Here is a 20,401-nt window from a genome sequence, read left to right on the forward strand (position 1 = left end):
AGATGGCGTTTGGCGGCGTCTGGACTGGCAGAGCCTAGATAGGCACGCCCTTCGCCTTCGCGAAGGCGGTGAGCGCGGGCCGGAGCGAAGCGCCGTCCGTCGCCTTGGCGAGTTCGGCCTCGATCAAGGCGCGGACTTCTTCGGCCTCGATCGAGAGAACCATCGCCTTCACCGGCCCGATCGAAGCCGGCGACATCGAGAAGTTGCGGAAGCCGAGGCCGATCAGGGCCATGGCTTCGAGCGGGCGTCCACCGATCTCGCCGCAGACCGTCACCGGGCAACCCATGGCCTCGGCGCGGTCCGCGATCAGCCGGAAAGCCCGCATCGCCGCGCCGCAGAGGGGATCGAACCGGTCAGCGACGCGCCGGTTCTCGCGGTCGACCGCGAACAGGAACTGCATCAGGTCGTTGGAGCCGACCGAGAGAAAATCCGCCTCGCGGGCGATCTCGTCGATCTGGAACAGCAGCGAGGGCACCTCGACCATTGCACCGAGCTTGCAATCGGTCGGCAGAGGATAGCCGTGGCGGCGCAGATGCGCCTTCTCGCGCTCGACGATGCCGCGGGCGCGGGTGAACTCCTCCACCGTCGCCACCATCGGGAACATGATCTTGATGGCCCGCCCGCCGGCCGCCTTGAGCAGCGCGCGCAGCTGCACCCGCAACAGGGCAGGGCGGTCGAGGCCGATGCGGATCGCGCGCCAGCCGAGAGCCGGATTCTCCTCTTCCAGGCTCGGCATGTACGGCAGGATCTTGTCGCCGCCGATGTCGAGGGTCCGAATGGTGACGGGCAGATCGCCGGTGGCGGCGAAGACCGCCTCGTAGAGCGTCTGCTGCTCGGCGGCCGACGGCATCCGCTGGGCAACCATGAACTGCAGCTCGGTGCGGAACAGGCCGATGCCTTCCGCGCCGGTCTCGGCGAGATGGCTGAGGTCGATCAGCAGGCCGGCATTGAGGTGCAGCCCGATGCGGACCTTGTCGCGGGTCGTCGCCGGCACGTCGCGGAGCGCCCGGTATTGCTCCTGGCGCCGGGCGCGCAGGCGGGCCTGCTCGGCATAGGCCGACTCGATTTCCGGCGAGGGCCGCACCTGGATCTCGCCAGCACCGCCATCGACGATGATCGCATCGCCCGAATCGCAGAGCGCCGTGGCGTTGGCGATCTCGCCAACCGCGGGAATGCCCAGCGCCCGCGCGACGATGGCGATGTGGCTGGTCGGGCCGCCTTCCTCCAGCACTACGCCGCGCAGGTTCGCCCGGTCGTAGTCGAGAAGTGCCGCCGGCCCCATGGAGCGCGCCACGAGGATCGCGTTCTCCGGCAGGGCGCCGGTGCCGCCGCCGGCCTCGTGGCCGATCAGGCGGCGTAGGAGGCGGTTGGCGAGGTCGTCGAGATCGTGCAGGCGGTCACGCAGATACGGATCGGACTGGCGCATCATCCGCGCGCGGTTGTCCGACTGCACCCGCTCGACGGCGGCCTCCGCCGTGAGACCCGACTGCACCGCCTCGCGCATCCGGCGCAGCCAGCCCTTGTCGTGGGCGAACATGCGTACGGTTTCGAGGACTTCGCGCGATTCGTTCGAACCGATGCCGTCGCCACGTTCGACCAACTCGTCGATCGCCGAACGGACGTCCTCGATCGCCTCTTCCAGGCGCACGACCTCGGGCTCGACGCTCTCGGCGATCAGCCGCTTCACGACGATGCGCGGCTCGTGCAGCACGACGTGGCCGAGGCCGATTCCGTCGGCAAGCGGCACGCCGCGCTGGCTCACAGGCCGTCGCGCCGCGCTGCCGGCGCCGGGGGCGAGCGCCTGGAGCTCGCCCGAGGCGATCATCTCCGCCAGCACCATGGCGGTGGTCTGGAGGGCCTCGATCTCCTCGTCGGAATAGACCCGGTAGGTCTTGTTCTGGACGACGAGGACGCCGAGCGTGTTGCCGGCCCGCAGCAGCGGTACGCCGAGGAAGGCGTGGTAGATCTCTTCCCCGGTTTCGGGCCGATACGAGAAATTCGGGTGCGATTGGGCGTCGGAGAGCGAGAGCGGCTCGGCCTGGTTCGCGATCAGACCAACAAGGCCCTCGTCGGCCCGCAGCCGCGTGATGTGGACCGCCTCGCGGTTCAGGCCCTCTGTTGCGAACAGCTCGAGCGTGTTGTCGTCGCGCAACACATAGACCGAGCAGACCTCGGCGATGACGTTCGCGGCGATGAGGACGACGATGCGGTCGAGGCGTGCCTGTGCGCTGACAGGCTCCGCCATGGCTTCGCGGAGCCGGCGCAGAAGCAGGCGCGGGCCTCCGGGCGCAGCGGGCATCTCGTCGTCAATCCGTGTTCAGCCGATGCAACCACCAAACGTGCCAACCGCCGAGGCGGTAGCACGTCACGCGTGCGGCGAGTACGGTCAGGCCTGATCGAGGCCGTATAGCGAGTGGAGCGTGCGAACGGCAAGCTCCGTGTAGGCGGCATCGATCAGGACGGAGAACTTGATCTCCGACGTGGTGATCGCCCGGATGTTGATGCCCTTCTCGGCAAGCGCCCGAAACGCCTTGGCGGCGACACCCGCATGGCTGCGCATGCCGACGCCGATTGCCGACACCTTGACCACGTCGGTGGCGCCTTCGATCTGGCCGTACTCGATGATGCCGCGCTGCGCGTCGAGGATCGCGCGGGAGCGTTGATAGTCGGCCGCCGGCACCGTGAAGGTCATGTCCGTGGTCGACTGGTCTCCCGACACGGTCTGGATGATCATGTCGACGTTGATGTTGGCGTCCGCCAGCGGGCCGAAGATCGCCGCGGCGATGCCGGGGCTGTCCTTGACCGAGCGGAGGGTGATCTGGGCCTCGTCCTTCGAGAAGGCGATCCCGGTGATGATCTGCTGTTCCACGATGTCGTCCTCGTCGCAGATGAGGGTGCCCGGGCGCGCTGCGTCGGGGGGATCGAAGGAGGAGCGCACCGTCGTCGGCACGCGATGGACCATGGCAAGCTCGACGGAGCGGACCTGAAGCACTTTGGCCCCGAGGGAGGCCATCTCCAGCATCTCCTCGAAGGTTACCCGCTCCATGCGCGTCGCCTTCGGTACGATGCGCGGGTCGGTGGTGTAGACGCCATCCACGTCCGTGTAGATGTCGCAGCGCTCCGCGCCGATCGCGGCGGCGATGGCGACCGCGCTCGTATCCGAACCGCCACGCCCGAGGGTCGCGAGACGGCCGGTGCCGGTGTGGATGCCCTGGAAGCCGGCGATGACGGCGACTTCGCCGCGTGCGAACCCAGCATCGAGGTTTTTAGGGTCGATCGCCTCGATCCTTGCGGATCCGTGTGCTTCCGACGTCTCGATGGGGATCTGCCAGCCCTGCCAGGAGCGGGCCTTGATGCCGGCCTTCTGCAGGGCGATGGCGAGGAGACCCGAGGTGACCTGCTCGCCCGAGGCGACGACGGCGTCGTACTCGGCCTCGTCGTAAAGGGCGTTGCAGTCCTTGACCCAGGCGACGAGCTCGTTCGTCTTGCCCGACATCGCCGAGACCACAACGGCCACCTCGTAGCCGGCCGCGACCTCGCGGGCGACGTGGGCGGCCACGTTGCGGATGCGGTCGACGTTCGCGACGGAGGTCCCGCCGAATTTCATCACCAAACGAGGCATGTCGCGTCCGGTCGTCTCAATCGTGTCGAGCCATGGATCGGGGAGCCCGAAGCGGTTCGCGTCGCCGCGGATCGTCGCGGCGGCTGTACCGGGAAGGCGCCCGGCGGGTACAAGGGCCTCTCGAAGGTGTCAATGCGATGGCCGCCGCCCTGGATTGCAGGCAGGCGCCAGGGAGTGTCGAGCGAATGGCGGCGTCGGTCGATCGGGAGGAGGTCGCGCGTTTCGATGCGCAGGCGGCGACGTGGTGGGATGCGGACGGACCGATGCGGGTGCTGCATCGCTTCAACCCCGTCCGCTTGGCCTACATCCGCGACGAGGCCTGCCGGCATTTCGGCCGCGAGCCAAACCGGCCCTTCGCGCTGGAAGGTCTCAGCCTCGTCGATGTCGGCTGCGGTGGCGGCGTGCTGTCCGAACCGCTCGCCCGCCTCGGTGCGAGCGTGACTGGGCTCGATCCGGCAGAGAAGAACATCGCCGTCGCCAAGGCGCATGCCGAGGCCGAGACCGTCACGGTCGATTATCGTGCCGAGACCATCGAAGCCGTGGTGGAGCGCGGCGAACGCTTCGACATCGTGCTGGCCATGGAGGTGGTGGAGCACGTGGTCGACCGGCCGGCCTTCCTGCGCACGGCCTGCCGGGCGATGAAACCCGGCGGCCTGCTCTTCGCCGCGACCCTCAACCGAACCTTGCGCTCCTACGCGCTCGCCATCGTCGGCGCGGAATACGTGCTCGGCTGGCTGCCCAAGGGCACGCACGATTGGGAGAAATTTGTGAAGCCCGACGAGCTCAGCGACGATCTCGTGGCCGGCGGGTTATCCGTGTTCGACGTGGCGGGCGTGGTGTTCGATCCGCTCAGCGGCGGCTGGCGGCGCAGCCGGGATACGGCGATCAACTACATGGTGGCCGCGCGCGGGGCCTGACGACGGACCCGTCGGGTCGCCCGGCCGTTCTCCTCAAAAGGACCGATCGCGATGCGATTGCCAACGTGGAGGAAGCGCAATGCTCGAAAAGATCCCTCACGCCGTCGGCGAGGCCCTGTCCCGCGTGAAGGCCGGCCTCGGCAAGACGGTCTACCACTCCGTATTCTCGGACGTGCCGGAGAGCATCACCGTCACGAGCGAGGCCTTCGCGGACGGCGGCACGATCCCCGCTCGTTACACCGACGACGGCGGCAAGCTATCGCCGCCGCTGGCCTGGAGCGGCCTGCCGCCGGGGACCGGCAGCGTGGTCCTGATGGTCGAGGATCCCGACGCGCCGATGCCGAGACCGCTCGTGCATCTCATCGCCTGGAAGGAGCGGGCCCACGACGCCGCGCTGCCCGAGGGCGACTTCGCCAGCCGGGGGACCGAGGGACAGCGGCACGAGCTTGGCCGCAACTCGTTCCAGCGCGACGCCTGGCTGCCGCCGGACCCACCGACAGGCCACGGGCCGCACCACTACCTGTTCCAGGTCTATGCCCTCGACGGCGTCCTGGACCTGCCGCACTCTCCCGGGCGCGGCGACATCCTCGACGCGATGCGGGGCCGGGTGCTGGCCAAGGGGCTTCTGACCGGCGTGTACGAACGGAAGTGACCGCGCGATTTGCTCTCGCGCCGACCGCCCCCTCCAGCTTATTCGGGCAGCGGAAGGGGAGTGCTGGATGAAGGCTCTGTTGTGCACCCGGCTCGGTGGGCCGGAGGATCTCTCGATCGCGGATCTGCCGGACCCACGGCCCGGCCCGGGCGAGGCCGTGGTGGGGATCACCGTGGCCGCGCTCAACTTCTTCGACACGCTGATCATCGCCGGCCGCTACCAGGTGAAGCCGGCCCTGCCGTTCTCGCCGGGCGGCGAGGCCTGCGGCGTGGTGACGGCCCTGGGCGAGGGCGTCACGGGATTTGCGGTCGGCGAGCGAGTCATCGTGCACGTCACCAGCGGCACTTGCCGGGAGGCCATTGCGGTCGACACCCGCCATCTTACGCGCGTGCCGGACGGCTTGAGCGACGAGACCGCGGCAGGGCTCACCATCACCTACGGCACCACGCTCCATGCCTTGCGTGATCGGGCACGCATCCAGCCGGGGGAGACATTGGCCGTCCTCGGCGCCTCGGGCGGCGTCGGCCTCGCGGCGGTGGAGATCGGCAAGATCCTGGGAGCGCGCGTGATCGCCTGCGCCTCCTCGCCCGATAAGCTGGACACGGCCCGCGAACACGGCGCCGACGATTGCGTGGATTATGTCGCCGACGACGTCAGGGCGGCCCTGAAGCGCCTCACCGAGGGACGCGGCGTCGACGTGGTCTACGACGCGGTCGGCGGCGACAATGCCGAGCCGGCCCTGCGTTCCCTCGGGTGGAAGGGCCGCTATCTTGTCATCGGCTTCGCGGCCGGCGAGATCCCGAAATTTCCGCTCAACGTCGTCATGCTGAAGGGCGTCGACGTCCAGGGCGTGCACTGGGGCGCCTTCGTCGAGCGGGAGCCCGAGGCGCATCGGGCGAACCAGGAGCAACTTCTCGCCTGGGCGGCCGAGGGCCGGCTCAAGGCCCGGATCCACGGCGTTCTGCCGCTTGCCGATTATGCCGAAGCGCTCGGCATCCTCAAGCGGCGCGAGGTTCGAGGGAAAGTGTTGGTGCGCATCGGCGCATAATCAGCCGTCGCACAAACGAAAACCGCCCCGCAGCACGGAGCTGCAGGGCGGTCGATCACGCAATGAACGTTGATCCTAGCGGGCGGGACGCTCGCCGCGCATCATCTTGCGGTCGCGGCGGTCTTCGCGATCCATCCGGTCCTCGCGGGCCTCACGCGCATCGGGGTCGATGCCGAGGACACCACCAACCGTGCCGGTCGCTGCGCCGACTGCGCCACCCACGACACCGCCAACCGGGCCAGCGGCGCGGTTGCCGTCTTCGACGCCGCGCTGTGCACCGCGAACAGTACCCTGCGCGTCAGCGGCGCCGGCGAGAACGAACGGCGACACGGCGAGAGTAGCGATGAGGAGAATGCGCTTCATTCAAGAGACTCCAGAGACGTTGAACCAGCCACGTTTCGGCCGAGTGCCGGCGGCTTTCTGATCGGTCAACGATCGAACTCCCAAAAGGTCCCAAACTTTATTCGGGAAATCGGGAGGCTGTTTTGCGACGACCGGTTTGGAGAGCCGGAATCTTTCCGGGCGATCGACCGGACCATGCCGAGCCGCTGCCAGATCTGTCGCTAACCCTGGCGGGCCAACGCCGCCGCGATCCGTGCGGCGCCGGGGCCCTGGACCTGGCCGGCGACATGCAGCTTTTTCAGCGAGTGAGCGCCGCGATGGCTAGCATGGGTGATGGCGATGGCGAGCGCGTCGGCGGCGTCCGCGACCTTGAACTCGGCTTTCGGCAACAGGAAGCGCACCATCGCCTGGATCTGCACCTTCTCGGCATGACCCGAGCCGCAGACAGTCTTCTTCACCAGGTTGGCGGCGTATTCCGAGACCGGCAGCCCGGCCAAAGCCGGCACCAGCAGGGCGATGGCGCGGGCATGGCCGAGCTTCAGAGTCGCCTGCGCATCCTTGTTGACGAAGGTCTCCTCCACGGCCACCTCGTCGGGTGCGTGGCCGCCGACGACGGCGGTGATGCCCTCGTGCAGTTCGCGCAGGCGCAGGGCCAGTGGCAGGTCGCCGTCGGAGGTGACGACGCCGCAGGCGAGGTAGGCGAGCTTGGTGCCCCTGGCGGTGATGAGCCCCCAGCCGGTGCGGCGGAGCCCCGGATCGATGCCGAGGATGCGGACGTCCGTCGTCATGGTGCCTCCGGCGTGGCTAAAGGACAGCGACGCATCCCGTCGTCAGCACATATCGTGAACGCTGCGCCGCCGCAAACGCGCGATCACGGCACCGCCTTGAACTCGCCCTCCAGCCGCAACTGCACCTCGTCGCCGAGAATCGGCAGGAAGGCGTTGACGCCGAAATCGGAGCGCCGGATCACCGCGCGCCCGTCGAAGCCCACCGAATAGGCCTTGTCCACCGGGTTCACGCCGGCCTGGTTGAAGGTGGCGTCGAAGGACACGACCCGGGTGATGCCCTTGATCGTCAGTTCGCCGTTGACCCGGGCCGTGGTCGGACTCGTCGGCTCGACGGAGGTGCTGACATAGGTCGCCTGCGGAAATTTTGGGACGTCGAAGAAGTCCGGCGCCTTGAGGTGCTCGTTGAGCTTGTCGTTCAGCCCGTTGACGCTCGCCGTGTCGATCGTGACCGACAGCCTGCTCTTGGCCGGATCGCGCGGGTCGAGCGTCGCCTCGCCGGCCACGCCGGTGATCTGGCCGTAATAGGTCGAGTAGCCGAGGTGGCTCAGCGACCAGGTGATCTTTCCATGCGCCGGATCGAGCCGATACCGCCCCGGCTTGACCTGCGTCGGATCGCTGGTCGGCCCCGTGGGCTCGGCCTGAGCCAACGCTGCTATGGGAGCGCCTGCGAGGAGCGCGACAAGGGCGAGGGCGGGTAGTGGCGTCATCGGCACGGGTCTGGGCTCACCTTGTCGGGTCGGGCAGCGTATCGGATATGGCAGGCCGGCGCGGGAACCAAGTCCCGGCGCATCCCCGCACGGAATCGTCATGATCGGCAAGCTCAAGGGCATCGTGGATTCCTTCGGCGAGGATTTCGTCATCCTCGACGTGCAGGGCGTCGGCTACGTCGTGCATTGCTCGGCGCGTACGCTGCAGCGGCTGCCGAAGCCCGGCGAGGCGGCCGACCTCGCCATCGAGACCCATGTAAGGGAGGATATGATCCGGCTGTACGGTTTCCGGTCGGATGCCGAACGCGAGTGGTTCCGCCTGCTTCAGACCGTGCAGGGCGTGGGCTCGAAGGTAGCGCTCGGCGTGCTCTCGGTTCTGGAACCCTCGCAACTCGCCACGGCGCTCGCCACCGGCGACAAGGGCTCGATCGCCCGCGCTCCCGGCGTCGGGCCTCGGCTCGCGGCCCGGCTGGCGGCCGAACTGAAGGACAAGGCGCCGGCTTTCGCGCCGATCGATCCGGCCCTGATCGCGCTCACCGGCGCCGTCGAGGAGCGCGCCGCCCCCCAGCCGGTGGCGGACGCCATCTCGGCGCTGGTCAATCTCGGCTACCCGCAGATCCAGGCCTCCGCCGCCATCGCCGCGGCGATGAGGGGAGCCGGCGAAGGGGCGGAGGCGAAGACGCTGATCCGGCTGGGATTGCGCGAACTGGCGCGGTAGGCCGGCTTGCCGATCTACAGATCGTGGTCGAACTCCGGCGGCTGAAGCCGCCGCCAGGCCGCGGCAATCCTTTCGGGTTTGACGTCGAGCGCTCGGGCGCAGGCGAGCAGCATCGGCTCGTCGCCCATCACATGGTCGAGAACCGCGCCGAGGAAGGCCGGATCCCGCGCGCTTTCGCGGACCGTATCGGGGTTGAGACCGCTCAACTGCAGGAACGGAAACAGCCGCTCCTCGTCACCGGCGAGCCATGCCAGGACTTCGAGGGCGAGGTTCTCCGCAGCCTCGTCTCCATGATCAAATTTGCGTTTCATCAACGAGTATCACTTAAACGGAACAAGAGCAGACGGCGACGAAGGCGAGGTCGCGGGAGCCCGGAGACTGGGGGCCATGAAGAAAACCGTTCTCATCGTTGAGGACAACGAGCTCAACATGAAGCTCTTCAACGATCTTCTCGAGGCCCATGGTTACGCGACCCTTAAGACCGGCAACGGCATCGAGGCCATCGAACTCGCCCGCACGCATCGTCCCGACCTGATCCTCATGGACATCCAGCTGCCCGAGGTCTCGGGTTTGGAGGTGACCAAGTGGCTCAAGGACGACGAGGATCTGCGCCACATTCCGGTGATCGCCATAACCGCCTTCGCGATGAAAGGTGACGAGGAGCGGATCCGCGAGGGTGGCTGCGAGGCGTACCTGTCGAAGCCGATCTCCGTCGCAAAATTCATCGCGACGGTGCGCACGTTTCTCGGCGAGACCGGCTGAATCCTTAGGGAAGCCGCCGGTAGAGGGAGGCAGGAGCAACGCATGTCCGCCCGTGTCTTGATCGTCGACGATCTGTTCCCGAACCTCAAGCTCCTCGAGGCGAAGCTCTCGATGGAGTATTTCGGCGTGGTCGCCGCTATGAGTGGCCCCGAGGCGCTCGCAATCTGCGAGAACGGCCTGTGCGACATCGTCCTGCTCGACGTGATGATGCCGGGCATGGACGGCTTCGAGGTCTGCCGCCGGCTGAAGACCAATCCGGCGACGGCCCACCTGCCCGTGGTCATCGTGACGGCCCTCGACGAACCCTCGGACCGCCTGCGCGGGCTCGATGCCGGCGCCGACGACTTTCTGACGAAGCCCATCGACGACACCGCCCTGTTCACGCGCGTACGCAGCCTGCTCCGGCTCAAGGCCGTCACCGACGAGCTGCGCAGCCGAGCGATGGCTTCGCGCGAACTCGGCATGGGCGACCCCTTCGCGCTGGCTGCAGCCGAGACAGGCCAAGGCGCCCGCATCCTGCTGGTCGAGGACCGGCCGAACGCCGCCGATCGCATGGCCACCGCGTTGGCGCAGCATCACACCGTCACGATCGAGGCGGATCCGCACCGCGCCCTGGTGGCGGCGACAGAAGGCGGCTTCGACCTGGCGCTGGTCAGCATCGATCTCGACGGTTCCGACGGCCTGCGTTTGTGCAGCCAACTCCGCTCCCTCGACCGCACCCGCGACATGGCTCTGATCATGGTCGGTGAGACCAACGGGATGGCACGTCTCACCCGCGGCCTCGATTTCGGCGTGCACGACTATCTTCTGCGGCCGGTCGATCGCAACGAACTGATCGCGCGGGTGCGCACGCAGATCCGTCGTCGCCGCTTCTCGGAAACGCTGCGCGGCGCTGTGCAGGCCTCCATCGAACTCGCGATGACCGACGAGCTGACCGGTCTGCACAACCGCCGCTACCTCGACCGGCAACTCGTCCCGCTCTTCGGCGAGGCCGCGGCCCAGTCGCTTGGGCTCGCCTGCCTGATCCTCGACATCGACCGTTTCAAGTCGATCAACGACAGCTACGGACACGAGGCCGGCGACGAGGTGCTCAAGGCCTTTGCCGACCGCGTCCGCCAGCATACCCGCGGTATCGATATCGTCGCCCGCTTCGGCGGCGAGGAAGTGGTTATCGTGATGCCGGGTGCGACGCTGGTCGATGCCCAGGCCGCCGGCGAGCGCATTCGCGAACGAATGGAATCCGTCCCGTTCCTGGTCCAGCGCGGGGCGGCGGCGATCACCGTGACGGTGTCGATCGGCGTCGCCATCCGGCATGCCGGCGACACGAGCGCCTCCGACATGCTGAAGCGATCGGACGACGCCCTCTACCGGGCCAAGGCCAGCGGCCGGAACCGCGTGGTCGCCGAGGCGGCCTAGCCGCCGCCGGGATCGGCGTCGTCGCCCTGGTCCGCACCCGACGGAAGCCCGGGCTTCCCCTCGGTCTTCTCGTTCGGGTCCATGACGGCATCGGGAGCGGAGTTGGCGGGTTTGCCCTTCGGCTTGTCGTCCGTGTTCGTCGTGTCGTCCTTCGTCTTGTGTCCGGCGCTGGTCATTCCTCATCCTTCTCGACGTCGTAATGGCCACCGGCGACCTTGCCGCTGCCGGAGGCCGAGTTTTGGTCGGAATGACCGCCGGAGGAGCCGCCGATCGGCGTGGGATTGCGTCCGGCCGCGCTGCCGGCGTCAGGGCGGTCGCGGCTGCGATCCGCATCGGAGAGGCCGCCTGGTCCCATTTCGGTGATCGCAGCTTGCACGGCCGTCTGATGACCGCCGCCGGCAGCCGGCGCGCCGGGTGTGCCGACATCGTCGGCCTTGCGGGTGAGGGTGGCGTGGGACGTGTTCTCGTCGCTCATGACGCATCGCCTTCGTCGTCGCCGACGACGGACGTCGCGCGTTCGATCGATTCCCGGGCCTCGCCGTCAGGACCGCCCTTCAATGCGTCCCGGAACTGAGAAGGGACGCCGCCGTCGCGTGGGGAAGGGATACCTGAGTCCTGGCCGCTTCGGACATGAGAGGCACCGCCGGTCTCGGGTGACGGCCGTTCGTGCTGCTGTTCGCTCATCGTCATCCTCGCCTGCTGCCGTGGACAACAGGGCGAGGCGAGAGACGTTGCGTATGGCTTCGCGATGCCGCAGCCGCTGCGAAAGCGCGGTGTCCCGATTTTGAAGCGTCGACGGCCGGTGCTAGCCGATTCCCTCGAAGAGCACCGAGGAGATGTAACGTTCGGCGAACGAGCAGGCCACGGTCACGATCCGCTTGCCCTTGAACTCGGGTCGCGAGGCGAGTTCTAGCGCAGCTGCGACGTTGCCGCCGGTGGAGATGCCGCCGGGAATGCCTTCGAGCTTGGCGAGCTGGCGCGCGGTATCGATCGCGGTCTGGTTCGAGACGGTCAGCACGCCGTCGATCACCGAGCGGTCGAGGTTGTCCGGGATGAACCCGGCGCCGATACCTTGGATCTTGTGCGGGCCGGGCTGGCCGCCGGAGATCACCGGCGAATCCGTCGGCTCTACCGCGAAGACCTTCAGGTTCGGCAGGCGTGGCTTCAGCACCTGACCGACGCCGGTCACGGTGCCACCGGTGCCCACGCCCGCGACGAAGGCGTCGAGCTGACCGTCGGTGTCGTTCCAGATCTCTTCCGCCGTGGTCTTGCGGTGGATCTCGGGATTGGCCGGGTTCGAGAATTGCTGCGGCATCACCGCGCCATCGATCTCCTTGAGGAGTTCTTCGGCCCGGCCGATCGCACCCTTCATACCCTGCGGACCGGGGGTAAGTTCGAGCTCGGCGCCGAGGAAGGCCAGCATCTTGCGGCGTTCCACGGACATCGTCTCGGGCATCACCAGGATCAGCCTGTAGCCGCGCGCCGCGGCGACGAAGGCCAGGGCGATGCCGGTGTTGCCGGAGGTCGGCTCGACCAGAGTGCCGCCGGGCTTGAGGCGGCCCGAAGCCTCCAGGGCGTCGATCATGTTGACGCCGATGCGGTCCTTGACGCTCGCGATCGGGTTGAAGAACTCGAGCTTGAGCAGGATCTCGGCGTCGACGCCGTGCTCTTTCGTGAGCCTGTTGAGGCGGACCAGGGGGGTGTTGCCGATCGTCTCGGTAATCGAGCCGTAGATACGGCCGTGGCCGGCCTTGCGCGCGGATGCGGTGGTGTCGTCGGCCATCTGCGGGTCTCCTGAATCGTCCGAGGCAATTGCGTGGAAGCGCCGGGTGCACGCCGGCCTGACAGGGGCCGACCGGAGTGGGCGTCCTCCGGACTTCTCGGAGCGATCGGATATCGCGTCATGGCAGCGGGGGCAATCGACCTAACCCCTGCCGCAGCAATTCTTTTCTTGATTTCCTGCCGTGTCCGGGAGCCTGGAGAAGGAATGATCTGCCGGAGGGTTATTGTAGAGAAACGAGTTCCCTGCGGATCGCCGATCGGCGCCACGTTCCGACGGTCATCCGGTGCCGGCCCGGCTCCTATGGGGCCTCAGCCGCGCAGGGCAATGGCGCAAAGAACGAGAACGAGGACGGCGAACAGGGTCGTGCCGAGAGCCAGGAAAGCGGCGTTCTCATCGTAGCTGCGCACAGGGACGTATCGCGCCGTCGCTGCGCGCGCTGAAGCACGAACCGGGGAGCGCCGACCTGCCAGCGTGAGCTTCATCCGTCCCGATCTCCCCGAAGACCGGCCGTATCAGGCCGGCGCGATGGATCGAGAATGGGGGCGCCGGTCCTGAGGGAAGATGAATCCGCGGCAGGAACCGCGGATCATCCACAAGGGAGTGTTAACGCTGCCGAGCGCTCAGAGCGATCGATCGAAGCGCAGTTCCCCGCCCTGGCTCTTGATCACGAGCTGCGAGCCGACGATGTCCCAGGCGCCTGCCGTGCGCAGGGCCACGAAGAAGGCTTGCTCGGTCGCCCCGAGCGCCTTGTCGCAGGACTTCTTGGTGATCGCGAGCGGGCCGACGGCGAGGTGCTGTTCACGCAGCGGGAAGGCGGTGGCGGCGAAGGTGTTGCAGCCGCCGTAGCCGCGGGCACGGTACTGGGCGTCGATGATGAAGCTCGGACGGTCGCCGCCGCTGAAGTTCTTGCCGTTCAGGCTCACCGCGGTCCAGGTCGTGCCGAGCGGGAACACTTTTTCCTGCGCCTTGGCGCCGGGGACGTATTGCGGCTTCTTCTCAGGCTGCTGCCCAGCACCGAGTTGGCGAACGCCGCCCCCCATCTGAGCCTGCGACGGCGTCGCGGCGATCATCGCTCCAGCGATGGTCGCGCAGGTCAGCGCGACGGTCAGCGTCTTGTTCATGGTGAAGCCCCCTGTAGCTCGCGCGTCCATCGCGTCGATGAAACTCGGTCTCCGCAGCCGCCGGGGCCGCGAAGCCCCACGCGAATCCGATAGGAATCGAGCGCAAATATGGTCGCGCGGGGTCGTTTTGCGCGCCGTACATCCTGTTCCACCGTCGTCTGCAACGATCCGAGGCGCCCCGGGTTGTCGGGGCAGCGAGCCCGGGTGAGTTGACCTGGGCCTGACGAGACCAATCTGCGGGAGTGCGTGAGTGTCCGGATCGGATGAAGGTGAAGCGAGCGGCCGTTCTGCCAACACGATGACGCCGGCACAGTGCCGAGCAGGCCGGGCTCTGATCGATTTGTCCGTGACCGATCTCGCATCCAAGGTCGGTTTGGACGTGGCATTGGTGCGCGACTTCGAGAACGGCTTGAACGATCCACCCTCGGGAACGATCGAAGCCCTGCGGAGTGCGCTCATGACGGGTGGTGTGATCTTCACCGACGGCGATTCGGCAGGCGTCCGCCTCGGCCACAAAAACGGCGACGAGGGAACACGGCTCGGTGAGCTGAACACCGAGAACGATCGCTGAGGGCGTTCAGCGCGCCGTCGCAAGCGCCTTCAGGTCGAAGGCCGGGTCGGCCGCCTCGGCTGGGGTCAGGTCGCGTCCAAGGGCGAGTATGCGGCGGGCCGCCATGTGGTCGGCCCCGCGGTTGACGGATTCCACAGCTCGCAGTCGGCCGTCGCGGAAGCGGAACACCGAGAAGGCGTCGCCACCGCCCCGCACGACGCTGCCGTCGCCGGTGCCGGAAAGGCCTGCGATCTGGAGCTTGTAACGGCCTTGGTCGCTCCAGAACCACGGCACCGCGTCATAGGCCACAGGACGTCCCGTGAGCCGGCCTGCGAGGCAGCGGGCCTGATCGATCGCGTTTTGCACGGATTCGATGCGAACCCGATCTCCTCGCGACATCCCCGCAGCGAAACGCGTCGGAAAGCGGGCGCAGTCGCCAACTGCCGAGATCGCGGGATCGACCGTCGCGAGAAACGTATTGATCTCGATGCCGTCGCGGACCGGCAGTTCGGCCCGTTCTGCCAGTTCCTGGTTCGGCACGACGCCGATGCCGACGAGGACGAGATCAGCCGGAATCCGTCCGCCATCCGCAGTCGCGACGGCCGCGGCGTGGCCGGCGTGGCCTTCGATGGCGGTGATGCCGGCCCGGAACTGGAAAACGACTCCCATGGCCTCGTGCGCAATCCGGAATGCGTCGGCTGTCTCCATCGACACCGCCCGCGCCATCGGCCGGTCGGCCGCTTCGATGACCGTGACGGCGAGCCCGCGGCCGGCGCAGACTGCGGCGAATTCGAGCCCGATGAAGCCCGCGCCCACCACGACGATGTTCTTGGCGGACGCGATGGCTGCGCGGAGCGCATTCGCATCGTCGAGCGACCGAAGCTGATGGACGCCCGGAAGATCGGCGCCGGGCACCGGCAGCGTCCTGTTGCGCGATCCCGTCGCGAGAACGAGTTGATCGTAGGGCAGGTCCGTGCCGTCATCGAGGATCAGGCGGCGAGCATCGCGGTCGATCGCGGAGCCCCGAGCGAGGCGATGCGCGATGCGATGCTCGGCCAGGTACGAAGCCGGCCGCAGCAGCAGGCCTTCGGCGTCGGTCTTGCCGGCGAGATAGGCCTTCGAGAGGGGAGGGCGCTGGTAGGGCAGCGTCTGCTCGTCGCCGACGAGTGTGATCGGGTCCGCAAACCCGGCCTCGCGCAGACTCGCGGCGGTCTGGAAGCCGGCCTGGCCCGCGCCGACGATGACGACGCTCACGGAGCCACCGGCTCGGGCGTCGCCGCCACAATCGCCGAATGGAGCTTCGGCAGGAAGCCCGCACCTTCCTGGACGAGGTAATTCCAGAACGAGTCGGAGGCCGGGCCGAGTACCTTGTCGGCACGGCGGACGACATACCAGTCGCGCCGGATGGGCAGGCCTTGCACGTCGAGGAGCACGAGCCGGCCGCTTTCCAGCTCCGCCGAGACCGTATGAGAGGACAGAAGCGCGATCCCGAGCCCGGCGATCACGGCCTGCTTCAGCGTCTCGTTGGAGCCGGCGTCGATCCCGAGCCGTGCCCGGCGGATCATCACGCCGTTCATAAACTCTTCGAAGACCGCACGCGTCCCCGACCCTTCCTCGCGCACGAGAAAGGATTGGTCCGCGATGTCGTCGCGCGTCAGCCCCGTCTTTCCGGCAAGCGGATGGTCCGGCGAAGCGATCAGCACGAGTGGGTGCGGGCCGAAGGTCTCGGCCTCGATGGCGAAATCACGCGGCGGGCGGCCCATGATCGCGAAGTCGATCTCGTAATTGCGGAGAGTTTCGACCGTGTCGGTGCGGTTGCCCACCGTCAGATTGATCTCGACCTGAGGGTGAGCCTGCATGAATCCGGCGATCACGGCGGGGGCGAAGTACTTCGCCGTCGAGACGACGCCCAACGCCACGCGGCCGCCACCGGCACCCTTCAGTGTGCGAAGGCGCTCGGTGCAGGTCTCCAGCACCGTGTTGATGCTGTTGATCGCCCACAGCATCTCGCGACCGGCATCGGTCGGCTTGAGGCCCGTCGGCGTACGATCGAACAGCAGGAGGCCCGCCTCGTCCTCCAGTTGGCGGATGCGGGCATAGAGGGCGGCGGAGGTGACGTTCAGCTCCTGCGCCGCCCGCGTCATGGTTCCGAGCCGGGCGACGGCCGCGACGGCCTGCAACTGCTTGAGCGAGAGGTTGCGCATGGGCCGCTTTTAGTTTTTTTGCGCGGCACCACAAGTTTCGTGAGAATCTTTGTCGCCCTCTTGCACCGCATCTGGTGCTCCGGAGCGGTCGCAGGATATCATGCGGCCTCAGAACACAGCGGCCGGGCAACGGCCGGCGGCATCAAGCGGACTCGGATCAGGACATGGCCATGGCGATCGGCTCCACGCTTTCCGAGCACCTCGACGCGGAAGTCGCCCGCGACGCCTCCCTCGCCGACACCGCCAAGACGATCCTGGCGCTCGCCGCCGCATCGATCGACGTGAGCGAGATCTGCGCCCGCGGTGCGCTCGCCGGCGATCTCGGCGCACAGGGCGAAACCAACAGCGACGGCGACGTGCAGAAGGCGCTCGACGTCATCGCCCACAAGCGCTTCACCGAGGCACTGCAATCCGCGCCCGTGGCCGAAGTCGCCTCCGAGGAGGCCGACGACGTGATGGTCCTCAATCCCGGCGCGCCGCTCGCCGTAGCGATCGACCCCCTCGACGGCTCCTCGAACATCGCCGTCGGCATGATCGTCGGCACCATCTTCGGCATCCGGCCTGTGGTGTCGGACCCGAGCGACCCGAACGCCTCGTTCAAGACGCCCGGCACGACCCAGACGGCCGCCGGCTTCACCGTCTACGGCCCAGCCACTACCTTCGTCGTCACCCTCGGCAACGGTACGCGCATCTTTACGCTGGACCGCACCGACAAGGTGTTTCGCCTGACTCACGACGCCCTGAAGGTCGTCGCCACGGCCAACGAATACGCGATCAATTCCTCGAACGGCCGCCACTGGGACGTTCCGGTCAAAGCCTTCATCGAGGACTGCCTGCGCGGCGAGGAAGGCCCACGCGACCGCAACTTCAACATGCGCTGGACGGCGGCGCTGGTGGCGGACGCGCAGCGCGTGCTGATCCGCGGCGGCATCTTTCTGTATCCGGGCGACGGTCGGAAGGGCTACGAGCAGGGCCGTCTGCGCCTCCTCTATGAGACCGCCCCGATCGCCTTCGTCATGGAGCAGGCCGGCGCCTCCGCCACCGACGGACAGACACGCATCCTGGACGTCGTCGCCACCAAGATCCACGAGCGCTCGCCGCTGGTCTTCGGCTCGACCGACGATGTGGCCTGCGTCGCCAAATATTATGAAGGCCGCCAGCCCGCAGCCGGCCGCTCGCCGCTTTTCGGCCAGCGCGGCCTGATGCGTAGCTGAGCGCGCCCACGGTCCCCCGCGAGTCTGCAAAGCCCAATGTCGGCGCGTCATCCCATCATCTCCGTCACCGGCTCCTCGGGCGCCGGCACGACCTCCGTGCGCAACACCTTCGAGCAGATCTTTCGGCGCGAGGACGTGAGCGCGGTCTACATCGAAGGCGACGGCTTCCACGCCTTCGACCGCGACACCATGCGCGCCAAGATGGCGGAGGAGCCGACCCTCAGCCACTTCGCGCCCCGCGCCAACCTGCTGCCGGAACTCGAAGAGGTGTTTCGCCGCTACAGCGAATCTGGTGAGGGCCGGACCCGCTCCTACGCCCACGACGAGGTCGACGCCGCGCGCTTCCGCGTTCCGATGGGTCAATTCACGGAGTGGGAGGACTTTCCGCCGGGCTCCGACCTGCTGTTCTACGAGGGCCTGCACGGCTGCGTCGTCGACAACACCATCGATCTCGCCCGCTATCCCGACCTCAAGATCGGGGTCGTGCCGGTCATCAACCTCGAATGGATCCAGAAGCTGCACCGGGACCGCTCGATCCGCGGCTACTCGACCGATGCTGTCACCGACGTGATCCTGCGGCGGATGCCGGACTACGTGCAGACGATCTGCCCGCAATTCTCCTGGACGGACATCAATTTCCAGCGCGTGCCGATGGTCGACACCTCGAACCCGTTCATCGCCCGCTGGATCCCGACCGCCGACGAATCGATGGTGGTCATCCGCTTCCGCGATCCGCACGGGATCGATTTTTCGTACCTCGTCTCGATGATCCACGACTCGTTCATGAGCCGGGCCAACTCGATCGTGATTCCAGGCTCGAAGCTCGATCTTGCGATGCAGCTCATCCTGACGCCGATGATCATGCAACTCGTCGAGCGCAAGCGCCGCCTGGGATGAGCCGGCACGACCTGCGACAAATGAACGTCGGCCCGGCGAGTGCGAGAGCAGGCGGCCCCGATTTCGCATTCCCGGTTGGACGAATTGGCACTACATCGCGGGTATCCCGCGCCTTAGTTTTGCATCGCACCCTTTGAGGGGCCGGGCCGCGCGCCAAGTGCGGACCTTCCTGAGGTATCCATGACGATCATCGCTCCCTCCATCCTCTCGGCCGACTTCTCCCGGCTCGGGGAAGAGGTCCGCGCTGTCGATGAGGCCGGCGGCGACTGGATTCATCTTGATGTGATGGACGGGCATTTCGTGCCCAACATCACTTTCGGTCCGGCGCTCATCAAGGCGCTGCGCCCGCACACCAAAAAGCATTTCGACGTGCACCTGATGATCGCCCCGGCCGATCCCTACCTCGCCGCCTTCGCCGAAGCCGGCGCCGACACGATCTCGGTGCATGTCGAGGCCAGCCCGCACATCCACCGCTCGCTCCAGACCATCAGGGCACTCGGCAAGCGCGCCGGCATCGCCCTCAATCCCGGCACCCCCGCCGCGATGGTTGAGCCGGTGCTCGACCTCGTCGACCTCGTCGTCTGCATGACGGTCAATCCCGGCTTCGGCGGCCAGAGTTTTCTGCCGGCGGCTTTGGAGACGGTCTCGCGAGTGCGCGCGATGGCGGGGGGGCGCGCTCTCGACATCGAGGTGGACGGCGGCATTACACCGGAGACCGTGGCGGCGGCGGCGCGCGCCGGTGCGAACGTGTTCGTGGCGGGCTCCGGCGTGTTCGGCGGGGGCGCGGGCGCCTATGCCGGCAACATCACCGCGATCCGCGAGGGTGCGAATTCCGCGACCGGTCGGGACGGCTTGCGATGCTGAAGGCGCTGATCTTCGACGTCGACGGCACTCTCGCCGAGACCGAGGACCTGCACCGGCAGGCCTTCAACCGCGCCTTCGGCCAGCTCGGCCTCGACTGGCACTGGACGCCCGAGCTCTATGCCGAACTGCTGAAGGTGATGGGCGGAAAGGAACGCCTCCTCCATTACATCGACCAGGAGCATCCCGCCGAGAAGCGCGCGCTCACCGCGCGGATGCCTGAGATCCATGACCTCAAGACGCGCATCTACGGAGAACTCATCGAGACCGGCCCGCTCGCGCTACGCCCCGGCGTTGCACGGTTGATCGGCGAGGCCCGCGCCGCCGGTCTCCGCCTCGGCGTAGCGACGACGACGACCCGGCCCAATCTCGACCGGCTCGTTGCGATCAATTTTCCGAAGGGCGACGAACCGTTCGACGTCATCGCCGCCGGTGACGAGGCCGCTCGAAAGAAGCCGGCACCGGACATCTTCGAATTGGCTGTGGGCAGGCTCGGTATCGATCCGCTCGAAGGCATCGCCTTCGAGGATTCAGCGGCCGGCATCCGCTCGGCGCTCGATGCCGGCCTACCCGTGCTCGCTACGCGCAGCCGTTACACGCAGAGCCATCGGCTCGACGGCGCCTTCTCCGCGGTTTCCGATCTCGGCGAGCCGGGCAGGCCGCATCGGCATCTCTCGGGTGCCGTCTGGCCCGACGGTGTCGTGACGCTGGATGCTCTCCGCGTCTGGCATACCCGCAACAGGGAAAGTGCGACCGCTTGAACGGCCGCGTAAAACAAACAGCGCGCCCCGCAGGAGCG

25 protein-coding genes are annotated in these 20,401 nt (G+C 67.5%); 11 read left to right on the plus strand and 14 right to left on the minus strand.

All coding sequences use genetic code 11. The features are described from left to right. Window positions 1–34 precede the first annotated feature (34 nt). The gene (ptsP, locus tag MFF07_RS04410) at window positions 35–2,299 is read right to left on the minus strand and encodes a phosphoenolpyruvate--protein phosphotransferase (RefSeq protein ID WP_147814201.1); all 2,265 of its coding nucleotides are present in this window, start codon (window positions 2,297–2,299) and stop codon (window positions 35–37) included. An 87-nt stretch (window positions 2,300–2,386) separates the two neighbouring features. Next, window positions 2,387–3,622, minus strand: coding sequence for an aspartate kinase (locus MFF07_RS04415; protein WP_147814199.1), 1,236 nt, complete (start codon window positions 3,620–3,622; stop codon window positions 2,387–2,389). A 185-nt stretch (window positions 3,623–3,807) separates the two neighbouring features. Here MFF07_RS04415 and ubiG point away from each other — a divergent pair, with 185 nt between their 5' ends. The 3 genes from ubiG to MFF07_RS04430 all read left to right on the plus strand — a co-directional run bounded on the left by ubiG (window position 3,808) and on the right by MFF07_RS04430 (window position 6,239). Further along, window positions 3,808–4,539 carry a bifunctional 2-polyprenyl-6-hydroxyphenol methylase/3-demethylubiquinol 3-O-methyltransferase UbiG gene (gene ubiG / locus MFF07_RS04420; protein ID WP_147814197.1) on the plus strand — a complete coding sequence of 244 codons (732 nt, stop codon included), beginning with the start codon at window positions 3,808–3,810 and terminating at the stop codon, window positions 4,537–4,539. Window positions 4,540–4,618: 79 nt separating this feature from the next. Then, entirely contained in the window at window positions 4,619–5,191 is a 573-nt protein-coding gene (locus MFF07_RS04425) for a YbhB/YbcL family Raf kinase inhibitor-like protein (protein ID WP_238230777.1), read from the plus strand. A 67-nt stretch (window positions 5,192–5,258) separates the two neighbouring features. Next, complete coding sequence (locus MFF07_RS04430) at window positions 5,259–6,239, plus strand: NADPH:quinone oxidoreductase family protein (RefSeq protein WP_147814193.1); 981 nt, start codon at window positions 5,259–5,261, stop codon at window positions 6,237–6,239. 75 nt (window positions 6,240–6,314) lie between these two features. Here MFF07_RS04430 and MFF07_RS04435 read toward each other — a convergent pair whose 3' ends face one another. The 3 genes from MFF07_RS04435 to MFF07_RS04445 form a co-directional block, all read right to left on the minus strand. Next, a complete protein-coding gene (locus MFF07_RS04435; RefSeq protein WP_147814191.1) occupies window positions 6,315–6,602 on the minus strand; it encodes a hypothetical protein in 288 nt (95 codons plus the stop codon). 200 nt (window positions 6,603–6,802) lie between these two features. Further along, window positions 6,803–7,369, minus strand: coding sequence for a crossover junction endodeoxyribonuclease RuvC (gene ruvC / locus MFF07_RS04440; protein WP_147814188.1), 567 nt, complete (start codon window positions 7,367–7,369; stop codon window positions 6,803–6,805). Window positions 7,370–7,452: 83 nt separating this feature from the next. Further along, window positions 7,453–8,076, minus strand: coding sequence for a YceI family protein (locus MFF07_RS04445; protein ID WP_147814187.1), 624 nt, complete (start codon window positions 8,074–8,076; stop codon window positions 7,453–7,455). 100 nt (window positions 8,077–8,176) lie between these two features. Between MFF07_RS04445 and ruvA the strand changes: the two genes are divergently transcribed. Next, a complete protein-coding gene (gene ruvA, locus MFF07_RS04450) occupies window positions 8,177–8,794 on the plus strand; it encodes a Holliday junction branch migration protein RuvA (protein WP_147814185.1) in 618 nt (205 codons plus the stop codon). A 14-nt stretch (window positions 8,795–8,808) separates the two neighbouring features. Here ruvA and MFF07_RS04455 read toward each other — a convergent pair whose 3' ends face one another. Continuing rightward, the gene (locus tag MFF07_RS04455) at window positions 8,809–9,105 is read right to left on the minus strand and encodes a DUF3572 domain-containing protein (protein WP_147814183.1); all 297 of its coding nucleotides are present in this window, start codon (window positions 9,103–9,105) and stop codon (window positions 8,809–8,811) included. A 76-nt stretch (window positions 9,106–9,181) separates the two neighbouring features. Between MFF07_RS04455 and MFF07_RS04460 the strand changes: the two genes are divergently transcribed. Further along, window positions 9,182–9,556 (plus strand): response regulator, encoded by a 375-nt coding sequence (locus tag MFF07_RS04460; RefSeq protein ID WP_147814181.1) that lies wholly within the window; start codon window positions 9,182–9,184, stop codon window positions 9,554–9,556. A 42-nt stretch (window positions 9,557–9,598) separates the two neighbouring features. Next, complete coding sequence (locus tag MFF07_RS04465) at window positions 9,599–10,972, plus strand: PleD family two-component system response regulator (protein ID WP_238230779.1); 1,374 nt, start codon at window positions 9,599–9,601, stop codon at window positions 10,970–10,972. On the opposite strand, the gene MFF07_RS04470 is transcribed toward MFF07_RS04465, so the two are convergent. The 6 genes from MFF07_RS04470 to MFF07_RS04495 form a co-directional block, all read right to left on the minus strand. Beyond that, window positions 10,969–11,148, minus strand: coding sequence for a hypothetical protein (locus tag MFF07_RS04470; protein ID WP_147814177.1), 180 nt, complete (start codon window positions 11,146–11,148; stop codon window positions 10,969–10,971). The genes MFF07_RS04465 and MFF07_RS04470 overlap by 4 nt on opposite strands. Further along, the gene (locus MFF07_RS04475; protein ID WP_147814175.1) at window positions 11,145–11,447 is read right to left on the minus strand and encodes a hypothetical protein; all 303 of its coding nucleotides are present in this window, start codon (window positions 11,445–11,447) and stop codon (window positions 11,145–11,147) included. Before MFF07_RS04475 ends, MFF07_RS04470 begins: the two co-directional genes overlap by 4 nt. Beyond that, window positions 11,444–11,656: a hypothetical protein gene (locus MFF07_RS04480; RefSeq protein WP_238230781.1), complete on the minus strand. Its 213-nt coding sequence runs from the start codon at window positions 11,654–11,656 to the stop codon at window positions 11,444–11,446. Before MFF07_RS04480 ends, MFF07_RS04475 begins: the two co-directional genes overlap by 4 nt. Before the next feature lie 121 nt (window positions 11,657–11,777). After that, entirely contained in the window at window positions 11,778–12,755 is a 978-nt protein-coding gene (gene cysK / locus MFF07_RS04485) for a cysteine synthase A (protein WP_147814171.1), read from the minus strand. Between the two features lie 308 nt (window positions 12,756–13,063). Continuing rightward, window positions 13,064–13,237, minus strand: a complete 174-nt coding sequence (locus MFF07_RS04490) for a hypothetical protein (RefSeq protein ID WP_187272411.1) — start codon at window positions 13,235–13,237, stop codon at window positions 13,064–13,066. A gap of 138 nt (window positions 13,238–13,375) precedes the next feature. Then, window positions 13,376–13,876, minus strand: a complete 501-nt coding sequence (locus MFF07_RS04495) for an META domain-containing protein (RefSeq protein ID WP_147814169.1) — start codon at window positions 13,874–13,876, stop codon at window positions 13,376–13,378. A 346-nt stretch (window positions 13,877–14,222) separates the two neighbouring features. Between MFF07_RS04495 and MFF07_RS04500 the strand changes: the two genes are divergently transcribed. Further along, a complete protein-coding gene (locus MFF07_RS04500; RefSeq protein WP_238230782.1) occupies window positions 14,223–14,447 on the plus strand; it encodes a helix-turn-helix domain-containing protein in 225 nt (74 codons plus the stop codon). Between the two features lie 6 nt (window positions 14,448–14,453). Here the strand turns inward: MFF07_RS04500 and MFF07_RS04505 are convergent, their stop codons facing one another. After that, entirely contained in the window at window positions 14,454–15,680 is a 1,227-nt protein-coding gene (locus MFF07_RS04505) for an NAD(P)/FAD-dependent oxidoreductase (protein WP_147814167.1), read from the minus strand. After that, complete coding sequence (locus tag MFF07_RS04510; protein WP_147814165.1) at window positions 15,677–16,630, minus strand: LysR family transcriptional regulator; 954 nt, start codon at window positions 16,628–16,630, stop codon at window positions 15,677–15,679. Before MFF07_RS04510 ends, MFF07_RS04505 begins: the two co-directional genes overlap by 4 nt. A gap of 164 nt (window positions 16,631–16,794) precedes the next feature. Between MFF07_RS04510 and MFF07_RS04515 the strand changes: the two genes are divergently transcribed. From MFF07_RS04515 to MFF07_RS04530, 4 genes are all read left to right on the plus strand, one after another. After that, entirely contained in the window at window positions 16,795–17,844 is a 1,050-nt protein-coding gene (locus tag MFF07_RS04515) for a class 1 fructose-bisphosphatase (protein WP_238230785.1), read from the plus strand. A 36-nt stretch (window positions 17,845–17,880) separates the two neighbouring features. After that, window positions 17,881–18,741 (plus strand): phosphoribulokinase, encoded by an 861-nt coding sequence (locus tag MFF07_RS04520; protein WP_147814161.1) that lies wholly within the window; start codon window positions 17,881–17,883, stop codon window positions 18,739–18,741. Window positions 18,742–18,921: 180 nt separating this feature from the next. Then, entirely contained in the window at window positions 18,922–19,605 is a 684-nt protein-coding gene (gene rpe / locus MFF07_RS04525) for a ribulose-phosphate 3-epimerase (protein WP_147814159.1), read from the plus strand. Then, window positions 19,599–20,363: an HAD-IA family hydrolase gene (locus MFF07_RS04530; RefSeq protein ID WP_147814157.1), complete on the plus strand. Its 765-nt coding sequence runs from the start codon at window positions 19,599–19,601 to the stop codon at window positions 20,361–20,363. Before rpe ends, MFF07_RS04530 begins: the two co-directional genes overlap by 7 nt. The last annotated feature ends 38 nt before the right edge of the window (window positions 20,364–20,401 follow it).

The organism is Methylobacterium thuringiense (assembly GCF_022179645.1).
In the GTDB taxonomy this organism is placed as follows: Bacteria; Pseudomonadota; Alphaproteobacteria; order Rhizobiales; family Beijerinckiaceae; genus Methylobacterium; species Methylobacterium thuringiense.